Here is a 17,318-nt window from a genome sequence, read left to right on the forward strand (position 1 = left end):
AGGACTCGGTATGCAAACCACGCACATGGCGACCCCGGTATTGGAGGTCGCGCATCTCGAAAAGGTATATGGAGCGCTGGGCAACGTGACCCGTGCGCTCAACGACGTCAGCTTTACCGTCAATCGCGGCGAATTTGTTGGCATCATGGGCGCCTCGGGCTCGGGCAAGTCGACGTTGCTCAACTGCGTCTCGACCATCGATAGCGCCACGAGCGGCACCATCCGCATCAACGGGCAGGACGTTACGCGCATGAAGCAGGCCAAGCTCTCGCAGTTCCGCCGCGAGGAGCTCGGCTTTATCTTCCAGGATTCTAACCTGCTCGATACGCTCACGGCACGCGAGAACATCGCCCTGCCGCTCACCATCGCCCGTGTGAATTCGGCCGAAATTTCGACCCGCGTGCAGGACGTGGCCGCGCGCCTGTCCATCAGTCAGGTGCTCGACAAGTATCCCTACCAGATGTCAGGCGGTCAGCAGCAGCGCGTTGCCGCGGCTCGCGCGCTCGTCACCGACCCCACTATGATTATGGCCGACGAGCCCACCGGCGCCCTCGACTCCAAAAGCGCCCGCCTGCTGCTCGAGAGTCTAGAGGCCCTCAACCGCCGCCTGCGCGCCACCGTGCTCATGGTTACGCACGACAGTTTTGCCGCCAGCTACACGAGCCGTGTACTGTTTATTCGCGACGGCAAGATCTTCACCGAGTTGCGCCGCGGCGACACCGACCGCCGAGAGTTCTTCGACCGCATTATGGAGGTCGTTGCCATGATGGGCGGTGAGGGCTCCGATGCTCTGTAAACTCGCTTGGGGCAACGTCCGCCGCGCCGGCCGCGACTACCTCGTCTACCTTTTGACGTTCACCCTGGGCGTCACGGTCTTCTATGCCTTTAATACCATCTCGATGCAGGTCGACATCGCCGGAATCGATGAAGAGGGCTTGGCACAGGTTATGGGCAGCATGCTCGGCTACCTGACGTACTTTTTGGCCGGTGTCATGGCCTTTTTGATGGTGTATGCCAATAACTTCATCATGAAACGCCGCAAGAAGGAGTTTGGCCTGTACCAGGTGCTCGGCATGGGGCGCGGGCGCGTCGCCACGATCATGGCGCTCGAGACCGTGATAGTATCGGTCGTGGCCTTTGTCGCCGGCATTGTGCTGGGCGTGGGACTCTCCCAGCTCATGACGTTCTTTACGGCCTCGCTCTTTAAGACGCAGATCGCCGATTTTCACTTCTTTTTCTCGGTGCATGCGTTCAACCTGACCCTTGCCTGCATGCTCGTGATGTTCGTACTCACGTTACTGCTGAACCTGCGCGCCGTTCGTCGCACTAAGCTCATTGAGCTCATGGGTGCCGAGCGCCGCAACGAGAGCATCAAGACACGCAACCCCTGGATCGCGATTGCCATCTTTGCCGTGGGCGCGGTGCTGGTGGGCGTGGCCTATTACCGTCTGCTACGTGATGGGTTCCCGCTAACCGAGACGGGCGACAAGCTGGACGGGGCCATGAGCCAGTTTGGCATTACGACCGCTATGGTTACGGTGGGCACCTTTGCCCTGTTCTGGGGACTCTCGGGCATGCTCATCAAGCTGCTGCAGAGCCTGCGCGGCGTGTATTGGCGCGGCCTCAACATGTTTACCGTGCGCCAGCTTGCGGCCAAGGTCAACACGGCGTGCTTTTCGATGGGCGTCATCGCGATGATTCTGTTTTTGGCCATTACCTCGGTGACGTGCGGTATGTCGATTGCCAACGTGATGAACGAAAACCTGGAGCGCTATAACCCTGTTGACGTGTCTCAGACGTATGTCTATTACACGCCCGAAACGCTCGACTACTACAAGGAGTATGTCAATCCGTCTGAGGCCGATCGCATGGTGCTGGCAGATGCAACGGTCGATTTGTACGCTGCATGGCATGGCGATCGTAAAGATCCCGATAACGTTGCAGACGGTATTAAGGGCAAGTCGGCGGACAACAACGACGAGACCGGCAAGAAGGTCAATATCGCCGATGTTGCCGGTGAGCATGTGCAGATCGATTCGTATCTGAGTTACCCGCTTGGCGGCTCGGGTCCCTCGGTGGTGGCGGGTGAGATGTGCAAGGCCATGGGCGAAAAGTTTCCCAAGGCGCTCGAGGGAAGCAACGCCGATGCGATGGGTCTGTTTGTGACGCCGGCGAGCCAGTACAACAAATTGCGCCAGATGATGGGCGAGGAGCCGGTGAGCATTGGCCGGGACCAGTACTTGCTTACGTGTGATATGGGCGGTGAGCTGGGCGACCTGTACACCAAATATATGGCCGGCGGCCATATCCTCACCTTGGGCGGGCATGAGCTCAAGCCCGCAACCGATAAGTCGGATGAGGACACGGCGGCCATCGCCAACTCGGCGATGGGCAGCAATCCCGGTACCGTGGTCGTAGCCGATGAGCTGCTGTCCCAGCTTAATCTGCAGCCGTATTCCAGTAATCTGCTCGTTAATTACAAACAGGGTATGGATACGACCGAGGCAGACGAGAGCATTAAATACACCTTGCTCGACAATCTGCTCGTTGACGGCAAGGAGCCGGGGGGATGGGGAGTCTTCGTCACGCGTTCCGAGATGTACACGCAAGCAGCGCAGATGAACGGTCTTATTAGCTACCTAGCCATCTACATCGGCTTTGTATTGGTCGTTGCATGCGCGGCGATACTGTCGATCCAGCAGCTCTCCGATGTGCCCGACGGCAGCCGCAGCTATCGTGTGCTGGCACAGATCGGTTGCGACGACCGCCAGATTCGCCATTCGGTGATGGCACAGCAAGCGGTATTCTTCCTGTTCCCGCTGGCAGTGGGCCTGGCGCACTCCTTTGTGGCACTTAAGGTGATCATCGAGCTGGTGAGCATATTCGGAAATATGAGCATCGGTGGCACCGTGGGCCTCACCTGTGCAATCTTCCTGGCAGCCTACGGCGGCTACTTCCTGGTGACCTACCTCATGAGCGCCGGCATGGTACAAGCTGCCATCGCCACCCGCTACAGCGAATAACAAGCGGGCAAAACCGTCGCAAAATTAGAGGCGTATGACCGCCGCGAAGGGACTAGGGGCCCTTTCGCGGCGGTTTTTGCCAATCTGGTGCGTCTCAGATACAAGTGAGTAGACTTTTTTGAACCTGCCGAGCACATCGCGACAAATGATCTATAAAACTGCAGGTCAGAGCTGTGGCGTTTTAGGGCGTGCTCGGCCTTCTGCAAAAAGCCTACTCACTTGGTTTTTCTGCTAGAAGACCGCCACGAGGGAAGGCAACTCCCCCGGGTAGTCGTTGGGGACGTTCTTAAACGACTAGTCAAACAAGAACGTCCCCAATGACTACTTTGCGGGCAGCTAAAAGAGCCCCATCCTAAATTAGCTACCCCGCCAACACCGCAGGTAGAGCAAAAGTCAGCGAAAGCCCGCCAGAGCGAGCAAGGTGCCTTGAAGCGAGGCGGCATTGACCTTCTGGTCATGCCGCCGAAGCTGAAAGGCAGATTGCCGCTCTGGCGGGCTTGCAGCGTCGAGCCGTTACGGCGTTTGGTAAAACGCCGTAACTCTAAATCCGCTCCGCGATCTCGTGGATGAGGTAGTCGGTCTTTTCCCAGCCCAGGCACGGGTCGGTGATGGACTTGCCAAAGACGCCGCCGTCGACCGGCTGGTTGCCGTCCTCCAGGTAGGACTCGATCATAAAGCCCTTGACCAGCTTGGAGATGGACTCGTTGCGGCGGCAGCTGTCGAGCACTTCCTTGCAAATGCGATACTGCTCCAGCGGACGCTTACCCGAGTTGTCGTGGTTGCAGTCGATGACCGCTGCCGGATTAGCATAGCCGGCGTGCTCGGTGTAGCGCTCGGCCAGGCGCTCCAGGTGTTCGTAGTGGTAGTTGGGGTAGGTGCGCCCATCGAGACCGATGTAGCCACGCATAACGGCGTGCGCGAGCGGATTGCCGCCGCACTCGACCTCCCAGTTGCGGAAGATGAAGCTCTGGTGCGCCTGCGCGGCGTAAATGGAGTTGAGCATAACGGTGGTAGAGCCGGCAGTGGGATTCTTCATGCCGACGGGCACCGAAATGCCGCTCGACACCAGGCGATGCTCCTGGTTTTCGACCGAGCGTGCGCCCACGGCAACATAGCTCAGCAGGTCAACGAGGTACTGGTAGTTGGACGGGTAGAGCATCTCATCGGCGGTAAAGAAGCCCGTTTCTTCAATAACGCGCAGGTGCATATGGCGGATGGCCTTGACACCCTCGAGCAGGTCGTCGGGAGCCTCGGGGTTGGGGTTGTGTAGAAGACCCTTGTAACCGGTGCCCTTGGTACGCGGCTTATTGGTGTAGACGCGCGGAATGATAATGAGCTTGTCCTTGACCTCCTCGGCGGTCTTGGCCAGTCGGTTCATGTACTCAAGCACCGAATCCTCGCGGTCGGCAGAGCACGGGCCGATGATGAGCACCTTGCGTGCATCCTCACCGGTAAAGACTTTGGCGACCTCGGCGTCAAATGCCTGCTTTTTGGCGGTAAGCTCGGCAGAAAGCGGCATTTCCTCGCGGATCTCCATGGGGATCGGCAACTTGCGTTTGAATTCCATGGCCATAGGGGCCTCCTCAATCTATAGAAAGAGCAATAAGCGTACTGTTGAGTGTTCGGCATTATCCGCTGTCGCACGCTAAAGTGCAAGCCCTTGTTACCCCGAAACCTGCCAAAAAGGGACAGGTTTATTTTGGCAGGTTTTATCTGGGTAAACGTCGGCGGATGTCGGGAGGGAGTGGCACCGCGCGCGACCCTAAGGCTGTTGTCGGTTCCCCAGGAAACACCCCGCGGGCAAAAAATGCCAAATATGAGTACGGTTGTTATCTTAGTATCATATCGGTCTAGCAAGATAATAGACAAAGTGAAAAATATGTTCATTAACGTTGGCACGCAGAAGCCCGCTAACGGGCGTTTTGATTAATTTGAAGGCGTATAGAGGCCGCAAGGAGGTCGTTTGAGGCTGTTTTGGCTGATACTAAAAAAGTAACAGTACTCATATTTGCCCTTTTTTGCCCACGGGGCCTCGAAGGGGCTGTCAATCAGGTCCCAGGGGAGGCGGCTCAAGGGCCGCAGAACAAAAACGGGGGCGCAGGTTGTCCTGCGCCCCCGTTCTCGGGCGTTATTCGTTCCCTGCGGCAGAATTTACGCCGCTTCGTCGAACTGCGAGTTGTACAGGTCGGCGTAGAAGCCGCCCTGGGCGAGCAACTCGTCGTGCGTGCCCTTCTCGACGATGTCGCCGTCGCGAATTACCAAGATCACGTCGGCGTTGCGGATCGTGGACAGGCGATGCGCGATGACAAAGCTGGTGCGGCCCTGCATCAGCGCATCCATGGCGCGCTGGATGAGCTCCTCGGTGCGGGTATCGACGTTGGAGGTCGCCTCGTCCAAAATCAGCGCCGGGCGGTCGGCCAAAATGGCGCGGGCGATGGTCACGAGCTGGCGCTGGCCCTGCGACAGGTTGGTGCCTTCCTCGTTGATCATAAAGTCGTAGCCGCCGGCGAGCGTATGGATAAAGTGGTCGCAGCGTGCGGCGCGTGCGGCGGCTTCGACCTCGGCATCGCTCGCATCGGGGCGTCCGTAGCGGATGTTCTCGCGGATGGTGCCGTTAAACAGCCACGTATCCTGCAGCACCATGGCAAACTCGCCGCGCAGCGCCGCTCGGTCCCAATCGCGCACGTCGACGCCCTCGACACGCAGCGAACCGCCGTCCACATCGTAGAAGCGCTGCAGCAGCTTGATGAGCGTGGTCTTGCCAGCGCCGGTGGGGCCGACGATGGCCACGGTCTGGCCGGGCTGCGTCTCGCAGCTAAAGTCGTGGATGATGGTCTTGTCGGGCGTGTAGCCAAACTTGACATGGTCGAACTCCACGTGGCCGGGACGCCTCTCGGGAATCTGCGCGTCGGCCTTCTGCTCCTCCTCGGGCGCGGCCAAGAACTCAAAGACGCGCTCGGTGGCAGCGGCCATCGACTGCATCGTGTTGCTCACGTTGCCCAGCTGCTGCACGGGCTGCGTAAAGTTGCGAACGTACTGGATAAAGCTCTGGATGTCGCCGGGCGTGGCATTGCCGGTCAGCGCGAGCTGCGCACCCACCACGACGACGCCCACGTAGCCCATGTTGCCCACCAGGCTCATAAGCGGCATCATCAGGCCCGACAGGAACTGCGAGCGCCAGCCACTAATAAACAGGCGGTCGTTTTGACGGTCGAATTCCTCGATTGAGGCCTCGGCGCGGTCGAACACCTGAATAACGTTCTGGCCGGCAAAGTCCTCCTCGATAATGCCGTTGACGGCGCCCAGAACCTGCTGCTGCTCGCGGAAGTACGGCTGCGAGAAGTGAATCATTACGGTCAAGATAATCGCGGCGGCCGGCAGCGTGAGCACGGTGACGCCGGTGAGCGGCAGGCTGATCGACAGCATCATGACGAGCACGCCGATAATCTGCGTCACTGAGGTGATGAGCTGCGTCACGCTCTGGTTGAGCGACTGGCCCAGCGTATCGACGTCGTTGGTGATGCGGCTGAGTACGTCACCCTTGCTGTGGCCGTTGAAGTAGCTCATCGGCACGACGGCGATCTTGGCGGCGATCTCCTTGCGCATGCGATAACAAATCTTTTGCGTGACGCCGGTCATGAGCCAACCCTGGATGAGGCTGCAAACAGAGCTCGCCAGATACAGGCAGAGCAAAAAGCCGAGCGTCTTGGCAATCCAGGCAAAGTCGACATCGCCGGTGCCGTTGACCTTGGCAACTAAGCCCTCGAACAGTTTGGTGGTAACCTGACCGAGCACCTTGGGCCCCACAATGTTAAAGATGACCGAGCACACGGCAAAGGCGACGGCGGTAAACACGGCAATCTTGTGCTGACCAATATAGCCGAGCAGCTGCCTCATGGTGCCCTTAAAGTCCTTGGCCTTTTCGCCGCGACGCATGCCGCCCATGCGGCCCATGGGACCACGCTGGCGGGTGGGCTTGGGAATCTGAGTCTTGGTCTCGTCTGCCATTAGCGCTCGCCTCCTTCCATGACGGCTGCAATTTCTTCTTGGGTAAGCCCCAGCTCCTCGGCGGAAAGCTGCGACTGTGCGATCTCCAGGTACGCCGGGCAGCTGCGCAGCAGCTCCTCGTGCGTGCCGGTGCCCACTACGTGGCCGTCGTCGAGCACGATGATCTGGTCGGCGTGCATGATGGTCGCGATGCGCTGGGCCACGACCACGAGCGCGGCGTCGGTAACGTTTTTGGCCAGCTCCTCGCGTAGGCGCGCGTCGGTCTTGTAGTCGAGGGCACTAAACGAGTCATCGAACACCACGACCTCGGGCTTTTTAGCCAACGCGCGGGCGATGGCCAGACGCTGGCGCTGACCACCCGAAACATTGGAGCCACCCTGGCTGATGGGGGAGTCGTACCCGTCCTCGCGCTCGGCGATAAAGTCCTCGGCCTGGGCGATGCGTGCCGCCCGGTGCATGTCCTCGTCGCTCACCATGTCGCCGGCAAACTTGAGGTTACTCTCGACGGTGCCCGAGAACAGGCGCCCCTGCTGCGGGATGTAACCAATACGGCGACGCAGCTCGGAGAGAGTCATGTCACGCACGTCGACGCCGTCAAGCGAAATGCTGCCGCCCGTGACGTCGTACAGGCGCGGAATCAGCTGCACAAGTGTGGACTTGCCCGAGCCCGTGGAACCAATGATGCCGAGCATCTGACCGGCGTGCGTGGTGAAGTTTACGCCGCTGATGACGTCGGCGCGGGCATCGGGATACTGGAAGCTCACGTCGCGGAAGGTGAGCTCACCGCGCGGCGCGCTGGCCGCGGGCAGTTTGGGCGAGACAGGGTCGTTGATGCTGGTGGGGCAAGTGATGACCTCTTCCACGCGCTCGGCTGCGACCTCGGCGCGGGGCAGGATAACCGAAACCATGGTGAGGATCATAAACGCCATGACGATCTGCATGGTGTAGGAGATAAACGCCATCATGTTGCCGACCTGCATCACGCCGTCGGACACGCCCTGCGCGCCAAACCAGACGATAAGTACGGTGATGCAGTTCATGACGAGCATCATGAGCGGCATCATAAAGCTCATGGCGCGGTTGGTGTAGAGCTGCGTGGTCATCAGGTCGAGCGAAGCCTTGTCAAAACGCTCGAGCTCATGCTCCTCGCGGTTGAATGAGCGGATGGGCATAAGGCCGTCGAGCAGCTCACGGGCGGTAAGGTTCACGCGGTCAACAAAGCTCTGCATCTTTTTGAACTTGGGCATGGTGAGGCCCATGAGCACGCCGACGACGGCCGAAACCGCGATGATGGCCACAGCGATGGTCCACTCAAGGCCGGTGTGGTTGGCCAGGACGCGCATGACGGCGACGATGCCCATGACGGGGGCCATCAGGCACATGCGGATAAACAGAGTTGCGGCCATCTGAATCTGCTGAATGTCGTTGGTGCAGCGGGTAATGAGCGAGGCCTGGCTAAATTTGCCCACCTCGGCCGGCGAGAAGTGCATAACCTTATTGAAGGTCTCGCGGCGCAGGTCGCGGGCGATGAAGCAGGCGGTACGCGAAGCCACGGCACCGGTCAGGATGGTGGCGACGAGCGACACCAGGCACAGCCCAAACATCGTGGTCGCCATGCGGCCCAGGTAGGCGTTTTGCACGTCGGCGGGGTCGATGCCCTGTGCCTTGTACTCGTCCTGTACATAGCTCACGGCGCGCTGGGTGACGATGGAGCCCGACATGGAGCCCATTTTGTCTGCCATATCGTTGGCGCCCTCGACGAGCTTGCCCTGACCGATAAGACCGCCTTCAACGCCTAGGCGCAGGCTCTTCATGGTGATCTTACCGCCATCGGCATCAATCTGCTTTTGCATGTTCTGCGCCGCTGCGGCCTTCTGCTGCATCTCGGCGAGCTGCTCGGGCGTCATCGCCGCCATCTGCTCGGGGGTGGGCATGGCCTGGGCGGCGCCGCCATCGCTTGCCTCGGTGGATGCGCCGGTCATGTCGCCCATGGAGTCGGCGTCGATGCCCTGGTTGAAGGCGAGCACGACGGTCTCAGGCAGGCTCATGATGTCGGCAATCTTGCCGCCGTCGGCGCGCTCCTCCTCGGTGCCCTTGTACGTTCGAATGCCGTTATTGTCCGCCTTGCTAAACACGGCCTCCACAGCTTTGGCGTCCTTGGCGCTCATAAAGAGTTCGAGGTCGTCGAGCGATTCGGCGCGAATGGTGTCGGGCACGGGCGAGGCGATGCCGCCTTGCTGTACGCCCACGTCGACGATGTCGCTCATATAGGTGGGCAGCGCCAGGTCGGCGTTACAGCTGATTACGATGAGCACGATAGCTGCGAGCAGTGCCAGGATATGCTTTTTAAAGAGCTTGAGAATCCTCACTCGGCATCTCTCCTTTCTTGATTGCGGTCGATAATTTCGTTGGCACGTCTTAGAAGGCGCACCATCTCTTGGGTATCTGTTTCGCCGAGCTGCTCGAGGAAAGCCGCGGTGCGGTCCTCGAATTCCCGGCGTTTGATTTCGAGATCCTGGAATCCCTTGTCGGTCACTATGACGTGTACGCGACGACGGTCGGTCTTTGAGTGCTCGCGCTCAATCCAACCCTTGGCCTCGAGGGCGCGCAAGATATTGGCGATGCGAGCGCTCGAGACCCAGGCGCGATCAGCGAGTTCGCTCGGCGTGAGCGAACCGCCAGCGAGCATGAGGGCGCGCATGACGGCCATCTCGCCGCCGAGGGCTTTGTCCGCAAAGCGCGAAATGCGCTGATGCATGCTGCCAAACTCGGTAAGGAGCTGACGCCCAAGTTCATGGAAATCGGTATCTTCCACCGAAAACCCCTAACACTAGAAACTATTTTCGGTGAAAGATGATACCCCTGCACGCGCGCCCTATACGGTAGATTTTGGGACATGCCTAGAAAACTACCTTTAGGCGACCTCCGTACACCGTCGGTGCCAGTAAAGTTTGGGGCAGATCGTTAGGCATGTCCCAAAGCCTACTCAGAGGCACTTTACCCTGCTAAAGCTGGCATAACAGCTAGAGCGAACGTCGTACAAAGGCAAGGAAAAAACTAAACAAATCGGTGAACGGTAGTTGTTCACGCTCGCATTTCCTGCGGGTTTGTAAAAAACGCCCTTATGATATAAAAAAAGAAACATATAACAGCCCAGATGGAGAGGGTCGCTATGTTATCCTTCTCAAACGGGTGAAATCTTGGGTTTTGGGTTGCAGTTCCAAGGTGGACAAACGTTTTTCCCTGCACCAACGTGTGGTGAAGAACGGAAGAAGCCGGTAGTGCAAGCCGAAAATTCAAGAATTCAATAAGCAGCGGTGTGAGAGAGCGCCGCATTACACGTAACTAGGAGCGTGGTTACACAATGCAGGAGGCATGGGAAGGCTTCAAGGAAGGCATTTGGACGGGAGAGGTTGACGTCCGAGACTTCATCCAGAAGAACTACACCCCTTACGAGGGCGACGAGTCGTTCCTCGTCGGTCCGACCGAGCGTACCAAGGAGCTGTGGGGCGAGGTTCTCGACCTGCTGCTTAAGGAGCGCGAGCAGGGTGGTGTCCTCGATATGGACACCAAGACCGTCACGGGTATCGTGAGCCACCCCGCTGGCTACATCGATAACGCCCACCGCGAGAAGGAGACCATCGTCGGCCTCCAGACCGACAAGCCGCTCAAGCGCGCTCTGCACGTCAACGGCGGTATCCGCATCGCTTGCCAGGCCGCCAGCCAGCACGGCTACAAGGTCGACGAGAACGTTGTCGAGCGCTACACCTTCGAGCGCAAGACCCACAACGCCGGCGTCTTCGATGTTTACACCCCCGAGATGCGTGCTTGCCGCTCGGCTCACATCATCACCGGTCTGCCCGATGGCTATGGCCGCGGCCGCATCATCGGTGACTACCGTCGTGTTGCCCTGTACGGTGTCGACTACCTGATTAAGGACAAGGAGGCCCAGAAGGCTTCCACCCCGACGGTCATGACCGCCGACAACATCCGCGATCGTGAGGAGCTGCAGGAGCAGATCCGCGCCCTCGGCGAGCTCAAGATGATGGCCGAGACCTATGGTTTCGACATTTCCAACCCTGCTACCAACACGCAGGAGGCCATCCAGTGGATGTACTTCGCCTACCTTGCTGCCGTCAAGGAGCAGAACGGCGCCGCTATGTCCATCGGCCGTACCTCTACGTTCATCGACATCTATGCTGAGCGCGACCTTGCCAACGGTACCTTCACCGAGGAGCAGATCCAGGAGTTCGTGGATCACTTCATCATGAAGCTCCGCATGGTCAAGTTCGCCCGTACTCCCGAGTACCAGGCCCTGTTCACCGGCGACCCGCAGTGGGTCACCGAGTCCATCGGCGGCATGGGTGTTGACGGCCGTACGCTCGTTACCAAGATGAGCTACCGCTACCTGCACACGCTCGAGAACATGGGTACCAGCCCCGAGCCCAACATGACCGTTCTGTGGTCGACCCGTCTGCCCGAGAACTTCAAGAAGTTCTGCGCCAAGACTTCCGTCGCCAGCTCCTCGATCCAGTACGAGAACGACGACCTCATGCGCGTCTATCACGGCGACGACTACGGCATTGCCTGCTGCGTGTCCTCCATGCGCATTGGCAAGGAGATGCAGTTCTTCGGCGCTCGCGCCAACCTGGCCAAGTGCCTGCTGTATGCACTCAACGGCGGTGTTGACGAGGTCTCCAAGAAGCAGGTCGGCCCCAAGTATCGCGCCGTCGAGGGCGATACGCTCGATTACGACGACGTTGTGGCCAAGTACAACGACATGATGAAGTGGCTCGCTGGCGTGTACGTCAACTCGCTGAACATCATTCACTACATGCACGACAAGTATTGCTACGAGCGCATCCAGATGGCTCTGCACGACAAGCACGTGCACCGCTGGTTCGCTACGGGCATCGCTGGCCTTTCCGTCGTGGCTGACTCCCTGTCCGCCATCAAGTACGCCAAGGTCCACCCCGTCCGTGATGAGAACGGCATCATCGTCGACTTCGAGACCGAGGGCGAGTTCCCCAAGTACGGTAACGACGATGACCGCGTCGACCAGATTGCTCACGACGTTGTGCACCAGTTCATGGAGTACATCCGCATGAACGACACCTACCGCAACTCCGTGCCCACGACCTCGGTTCTGACCATTACCTCCAACGTCGTGTACGGTAAGAAGACCGGCTCCACGCCCGACGGCCGCAAGGCTGGCCAGCCGTTCGCCCCGGGTGCTAACCCCATGCACAAGCGCGATAGCCACGGCGCCATCGCTTCGCTGTCTTCGGTTTCCAAGCTCCCGTTCCGCGATGCTCAGGACGGCATCTCCAACACCTTCTCCATTATCCCGAGTGCGCTCGGCAAGGAGGATCAGGTGTTCTTTGGCGATATCGACCTTGATCAGCTGGGCGAGTAACTATTGTTAGTGCTATACTAACAATAACGATTACTGATTAGCGCGCCGGTTTCGGCCGGCGCCTATTAATCGAAGGAGACACATTATGAAGGTTTCTGAAGTTTCCGAGACCCAGGCCGATAACCTGGTCCACATGCTCGACGCTTACGCCGAGAAGGGTGGCCACCACCTGAACATCAACGTCTTCAACCGTGAGACGCTGCTTGACGCTCAGGCTCACCCCGAGAAGTACCCGCAGCTGACCATCCGCGTTTCCGGCTATGCCGTGAACTTCCACACGCTCACCAAGGAGCAGCAGGACGAGGTCATTTCGCGTACCTTCCACGACAAGTTCTAAAGGGACTCAACTCCCACCGGAGACCCGGTAAGGCCTACGCACTTTGCCTCTCAAACGTCCTCGCCGCTTCGCGGCTGCGGAATGTTTGCGAGACAAAGTGCTCCCGGCCTTGCCGGGTCTCCTGCGTTGTCGTCCTTTAGGGAACCACGCTAAATTAAATTGGTGTCCTCGGACATGCAAAGAGGCTCGCTGCGCACTTCGTGCGGCGAGCCTCTTTGCGTCCTGCGGAATGTTTTGGGAGGTAGCCCAAACAGCCCCGGCTGGGTCCTGTGTAGTCACCCTTTAGGTGGAACTCTCCTAATTATTTGGATGAGTCGTTTACTTACTTGTGCTGTTACCGTCTTCCCGCTGTTGTTGGGGTATGCTTTGTTCGTATGTAAACGTATGACATGTTGATGGGGGAGGGTGCTATGGCTCGCGAGGGTGCTCGTTCTAAGGATACGGCTAAGCCTGGTATCAAGGAAGTTGCAGCGGTGGCGGGGGTTTCGCCTACTACGGTATCTCGCGTGCTTAATAATCGCGGCTATATTAGCCAAGAGACCCGCGATAAGGTCCATGCCGCGATGGAGCGCATCAACTATACGCCCAACGATATCGCCCGTGCCATGCTCAACGGTCGCCTGAATCTTATCGGTATGATCGTTCCCTTTGTGAGCAGCCCGTTCCATGCTCAGGTTGTGCAGGCGGTCGAGCGCACGTTAGCGGAAAACGGCTTTAAGATGTTGCTGTGCAACAGCGCCAATCGACCCGATCTTGAGCGTTCCTATATTGACATGCTCCGCCGCAATATGGTCGACGGTGTCATCGTCAACTCCCTCAATATCGGTGCCGAGGCATATGCCGAGATGGGCTTGAGCCTGGTTGGCATCGACTGCGATCTCGGCGAGGGCTCTGTCCAGATTGCAAGTGACAGCTATGGCATCGGCGAGCTCGCCACGCGCCGTCTGATTGATGACGGCTGCAGGCGTATCCTGTGCCTGCGCAGCAATAGCCGCATGCGCATGCCTGCCAATAAGCGTACCGATGCCTACCTCGATGTTGTTGAGCAGGCCGGTTTATCCGCGCTTGTCCGTGAGGTTGAGTTCGTTAAGCCCGACGACGAAAAGGGCGCGGTCGTTGCGAAGATCCTCGATGAGAACCCCGATATTGACGGCATCTTTGCGGGAGACGATACGATGGCGGCCATCTGTCTCAACGTGATGAAGCAGCGTGGCTTGAGCGCTCCAGACGATATTAAGGTCGTGGGCGCGGATGGTGCCCGCCGAACTATGACGTTTATGCCTGACTTAACAACCGTACGTCAAGATATCGATCGCATCGGAGAGCTCGCGGCGCAATCCATCATCGCTCTTATTAACGGCGATAATCCCGAATCGAATATCAAGCTCCCCGTTGAACTCATTGAGGGCAAAACCGCGTAGTTCATCCCGTGCGAAAAGAATTCCTCAAACGCCTCTGATGACCGTTCGCCGGCATATGTCAACCGTTTACCGACGACTGGAACTGCGAAAAGACGTATTGATATGAAAACGTTTGACATATGAAAACGATTGACATATCTTGCCATTGTACCGAGTTAGCATGTCGTGGAAAGGAAGTCTCGGATGCACAAGGTGTATTACCAGCCTGAGGGAATTTGGGTAGGCGACATCATGCCGTACGGCGAGGACGGCACGTTCTATCTCTATCATCAGCGTGACACGCGTAACCCCGAACCTTTCGGAGAGCCGTTTGGCTGGGCACTCGCTACGACCAAGGATTTCGTCAACTACAAGGACTTTGGCGAGAGCCTTGAGCGTGGCGGCGACGAGGAAGTCGACCAGTACATTTATGCCGGCACGGTGTTTAAGGTGGGCGACAAGTACCATGCGCTCTACACTGGTTGCAATCGCGATAAGGTCCGCGCACGTTTGATGAAGCAGGTTCTTCTTCACGCAACGAGCGACGACGCCGTCAAGTGGGAGAAGAACATCGCCGAGACGCTGCTTCCGCCCCAGGAGGGCTACGACGACCGCAACTGGCGCGATCCCTTTGTGCTTTGGGATGAGGAGAACGAAGAGTACATGCTCATCCTCGGCACACGTGTGGGCGAGGACAAGCGTCTGATGACCGGTCGTCTGGTCAAGTTCACCTCCAAGGACCTGACCAACTGGGAGTTCCAGGGCGACTGGTGGAACCCGGGCCTGTACACCATGTTCGAGATGCCTGATCTCTTTAAGATGGGCGACTGGTGGTACCTCGTCTTTTCCGAGTACAGCGACGGCAACAAGACCCGTTACCGCATGTCCAAGTCCATCAACGGTCCTTGGATCACTCCTGCGGACGATTCCTTCGATGGCCGCGCGTACTATGCTGCACGTACCGCATTTGACGGCGAGCGCCGCGTTCTCTTTGGTTGGGTTCCTACGCGCGACGAGGGCGGCGACCCCAGCTCTTACCTGTGGGGTGGCACTTTTATGCCTCTCGAGATCGTTCAGCGTGCCGACGGAACGCTCGGCACCAAGCTTCCCGACAGCATGCTTGGCGCCTTTGGCGAGGCTAAGGCAGTCGAGGCCTTTGAGCTTTCGTGCGAGTCGGGCAAGGTCGAGCAGGTGCTCGCCGCGGATGCCGGTTCTACCTATATGCTCGACGCCGACATCGAGCTCGCCGGTGACGCTGCCGGCTTCTCGGTGAAGCTTGCCGAGGACGCCGAGTCCGGTCTTGCCTATGAGTTCCGCGCCAACCTGCGTGAGGGCAAACTCGAGTTTACGGCGGCCCCCCAGTATCCGTGGTTCCAGGTCAACAACATGGGCCTCGAGCGTCCGTTGTTCTTTAAGGGCGAGGGCACTCACCATGTGCGTCTGGTCGTCGACGACGACATCGCGACCATCTTTGTCGATGATGTTGCGCTCAACGCTCGCTTCTGCAACAAGCAGGGCCAGGGTGTGGCGCTTACCGTCACCGACGGTGCGCTCAAGTGCGCAAACGCAACGATCGCGTCTCTGTAGCGGCAACGAACCGTTTTATGATTTAGAAAAGGAATGGAGAGGAACATGGACTACAAGGCAGTGTCCCAGCAAGTCGTCGACAACGTCGGCGGACTGGAGAACATCGAGGGCGCCACGCATTGCGTGACCCGTCTGCGTCTGGTGCTCAAGGATACGAGCAAATACAACAAGGCCGAGCTCGAGAACATCGATGGCGTCAAGGGCGTGCTGTACAACAGCGGCCAGCTCATGATCATCTTCGGTACCGGTACCGTCAACAAGGTTTACGATGAGTTTATGGCTCTGACGGGCGTTAAGGAGATCAGTGCTTCCGAGGTCAAGGGCGCCGAGGCGGACAAGAAGGGCAAGTTCTTCTCGGTCCTCAAGGTATTCTCGGATATCTTTATCCCCATCATTCCTGCCTTCGTCGGCGCTGCAATCATCATCGGCCTTAAGTCGCTGATCGTTGCCAACGGCCTCTTTGGCATGGAAGGCAGCCTCGCCGATCACAGCGAGTTCCTCAAGAACCTCGCAAGCTTCTTTGCCATTATCGCCACCACGTTCGACTACCTGCCTGTCCTGGTTATGTACAGCGCGGTCAAGCGTTTTGGCGGTAACCCGATCCTGGGCATCCTCGTCGGTATCGTCATGGTTCACCCGAGCCTTATGAACCGCAACACGTTCGTTATGGACCCGACGGGTGCTGAGTACTGGAACTTTGGTCCGCTATCCATTCCCATGGTTGCTTTCCAGGGCGGCGTGTTCCCTGCAATCCTGACTGCCTGGTTTATGGCCAAGGTCGAAAAGATTGCCCAGAAGTACATCCCCGAGGTCGTTTCGTTCGTCTTTGTCCCGACCGTTACCCTGATTCTTGCTAACGTCGCCCTGTTCACCGTGTTCGGCCCGCTCGGCAACCTGATCGGCGACGTCCTCGGCGGCGTAATCGATATCCTGTACAACAGGATGGGCGTCTTTGGTGCCTTTGTCTTCGCCGCGTTCCTGCAGCCGCTCGTCGTTACCGGTACGCATCAGTTCATCCAGGGTATCGAGGCAAACCTTGTTGCCACGACTGGCTTCAACTACATCCAGGCCATCTGGTCGGTTTCCATCATCGCCCAGGGCGGCGGCGCCATCGGTATGTACCTCATTCACAAGAAGCACTCCAAAGAGCGCAACATCTGCATGTCGTCCTTTATCCCGACGCTGGTCGGAATCTCCGAGCCCGCTATCTTTGCTGCAAACATGCGCTATTCTGTCATTCCGTTCATCTGCGCATGCATCGGTGCAGGCTGCGGCGGTGCCTTCGTCAAGCTCTTTGAGGTGCGCGCTATCGGTCAGGGTCTGACCGGCGTGCTTGGCCTGCTCATCGTCACGCCCGAGACCCTCGTGTGGTATGTGGCTGGCAATCTCATCGCCTTTATCGTGCCGATCGTCTTGATCTTTGCCTACAACAAGGCAAGGGGCGTGCCGACCACCGATGAAGAGGGCGCTGGCGCTGGCTTCGATGTCAGCTTCTAGTTGAGCCATTCAGTGCAATGTGCGGATAAGTCCATTTGAGGAAGGGCGTT

11 protein-coding genes are annotated in these 17,318 nt (G+C 58.4%); 7 read left to right on the forward strand and 4 right to left on the reverse strand.

Features of this window, described 5'->3' with window-relative positions:
• Nucleotides 1-10: 10 nt before the first annotated feature.
• Together AAA138_RS05045 and AAA138_RS05050 are read left to right on the forward strand one after the other, a co-directional pair.
• A complete protein-coding gene (locus tag AAA138_RS05045) occupies nt 11-796 on the forward strand; it encodes an ABC transporter ATP-binding protein (protein WP_275689291.1) in 786 nt (261 codons plus the stop codon).
• Nucleotides 786-3,023 carry an ABC transporter permease gene (locus AAA138_RS05050; RefSeq protein WP_349089796.1) on the forward strand — a complete coding sequence of 746 codons (2,238 nt, stop codon included), beginning with the start codon at nt 786-788 and terminating at the stop codon, nt 3,021-3,023. Before AAA138_RS05045 ends, AAA138_RS05050 begins: the two co-directional genes overlap by 11 nt.
• Before the next feature lie 541 nt (nt 3,024-3,564).
• On the opposite strand, the gene AAA138_RS05055 is transcribed toward AAA138_RS05050, so the two are convergent.
• The 4 genes from AAA138_RS05055 to AAA138_RS05070 all read right to left on the reverse strand — a co-directional run bounded on the left by AAA138_RS05055 (nt 3,565) and on the right by AAA138_RS05070 (nt 9,846).
• Nucleotides 3,565-4,596 (reverse strand): 3-deoxy-7-phosphoheptulonate synthase, encoded by a 1,032-nt coding sequence (locus AAA138_RS05055; RefSeq protein ID WP_349089798.1) that lies wholly within the window; start codon nt 4,594-4,596, stop codon nt 3,565-3,567.
• Between the two features lie 578 nt (nt 4,597-5,174).
• The gene (locus tag AAA138_RS05060; protein WP_349089799.1) at nt 5,175-7,031 is read right to left on the reverse strand and encodes an ABC transporter ATP-binding protein; all 1,857 of its coding nucleotides are present in this window, start codon (nt 7,029-7,031) and stop codon (nt 5,175-5,177) included.
• Entirely contained in the window at nt 7,031-9,400 is a 2,370-nt protein-coding gene (locus AAA138_RS05065) for an ABC transporter ATP-binding protein (protein WP_349089800.1), read from the reverse strand. Before AAA138_RS05065 ends, AAA138_RS05060 begins: the two co-directional genes overlap by 1 nt.
• The gene (locus tag AAA138_RS05070; RefSeq protein ID WP_349089801.1) at nt 9,397-9,846 is read right to left on the reverse strand and encodes a MarR family transcriptional regulator; all 450 of its coding nucleotides are present in this window, start codon (nt 9,844-9,846) and stop codon (nt 9,397-9,399) included. Before AAA138_RS05070 ends, AAA138_RS05065 begins: the two co-directional genes overlap by 4 nt.
• A gap of 549 nt (nt 9,847-10,395) precedes the next feature.
• On the opposite strand from AAA138_RS05070, the gene pflB reads away from it, so the two are divergent.
• The 5 genes from pflB to AAA138_RS05095 all read left to right on the forward strand — a co-directional run bounded on the left by pflB (nt 10,396) and on the right by AAA138_RS05095 (nt 17,268).
• A complete protein-coding gene (gene pflB / locus AAA138_RS05075; RefSeq protein ID WP_035137643.1) occupies nt 10,396-12,447 on the forward strand; it encodes a formate C-acetyltransferase in 2,052 nt (683 codons plus the stop codon).
• An 85-nt stretch (nt 12,448-12,532) separates the two neighbouring features.
• Nucleotides 12,533-12,784: an autonomous glycyl radical cofactor GrcA3 gene (grcA3, locus tag AAA138_RS05080; RefSeq protein ID WP_117583521.1), complete on the forward strand. Its 252-nt coding sequence runs from the start codon at nt 12,533-12,535 to the stop codon at nt 12,782-12,784.
• A gap of 410 nt (nt 12,785-13,194) precedes the next feature.
• Nucleotides 13,195-14,205: a LacI family DNA-binding transcriptional regulator gene (locus AAA138_RS05085; protein WP_349089803.1), complete on the forward strand. Its 1,011-nt coding sequence runs from the start codon at nt 13,195-13,197 to the stop codon at nt 14,203-14,205.
• A 183-nt stretch (nt 14,206-14,388) separates the two neighbouring features.
• On the forward strand, nt 14,389-15,771 hold the full coding sequence (locus tag AAA138_RS05090) for a family 43 glycosylhydrolase (RefSeq protein ID WP_349089804.1): 1,383 nt from the start codon (nt 14,389-14,391) through the stop codon (nt 15,769-15,771).
• Between the two features lie 45 nt (nt 15,772-15,816).
• Nucleotides 15,817-17,268: a PTS transporter subunit EIIC gene (locus tag AAA138_RS05095; protein WP_349089805.1), complete on the forward strand. Its 1,452-nt coding sequence runs from the start codon at nt 15,817-15,819 to the stop codon at nt 17,266-17,268.
• Nucleotides 17,269-17,318: the final 50 nt, after the last annotated feature.

Origin of the sequence: Collinsella sp. CLA-JM-H32B (assembly GCF_040098065.1) — a bacterium.
Lineage (GTDB): Bacteria > Actinomycetota > Coriobacteriia > Coriobacteriales > Coriobacteriaceae > Collinsella.

What these genes read in the sequence shown, in the direction of transcription:
- AAA138_RS05045 (WP_275689291.1), top strand. Translation starts at nt 11, where the DNA reads ATGCAAACCACGCACATGGCGACCCCGGTATTGGAGGTCGCGCATCTC.
- AAA138_RS05050 (WP_349089796.1), top strand. Translation starts at nt 786, where the DNA reads ATGCTCTGTAAACTCGCTTGGGGCAACGTCCGCCGCGCCGGCCGCGAC.
- AAA138_RS05055 (WP_349089798.1), bottom strand. Translation starts at nt 4,596, where the DNA reads ATGGCCATGGAATTCAAACGCAAGTTGCCGATCCCCATGGAGATCCGC.
- AAA138_RS05060 (WP_349089799.1), bottom strand. Translation starts at nt 7,031, where the DNA reads ATGGCAGACGAGACCAAGACTCAGATTCCCAAGCCCACCCGCCAGCGT.
- pflB (WP_035137643.1), top strand. Translation starts at nt 10,396, where the DNA reads ATGCAGGAGGCATGGGAAGGCTTCAAGGAAGGCATTTGGACGGGAGAG.
- grcA3 (WP_117583521.1), top strand. Translation starts at nt 12,533, where the DNA reads ATGAAGGTTTCTGAAGTTTCCGAGACCCAGGCCGATAACCTGGTCCAC.
- AAA138_RS05085 (WP_349089803.1), top strand. Translation starts at nt 13,195, where the DNA reads ATGGCTCGCGAGGGTGCTCGTTCTAAGGATACGGCTAAGCCTGGTATC.
- AAA138_RS05090 (WP_349089804.1), top strand. Translation starts at nt 14,389, where the DNA reads ATGCACAAGGTGTATTACCAGCCTGAGGGAATTTGGGTAGGCGACATC.
- AAA138_RS05095 (WP_349089805.1), top strand. Translation starts at nt 15,817, where the DNA reads ATGGACTACAAGGCAGTGTCCCAGCAAGTCGTCGACAACGTCGGCGGA.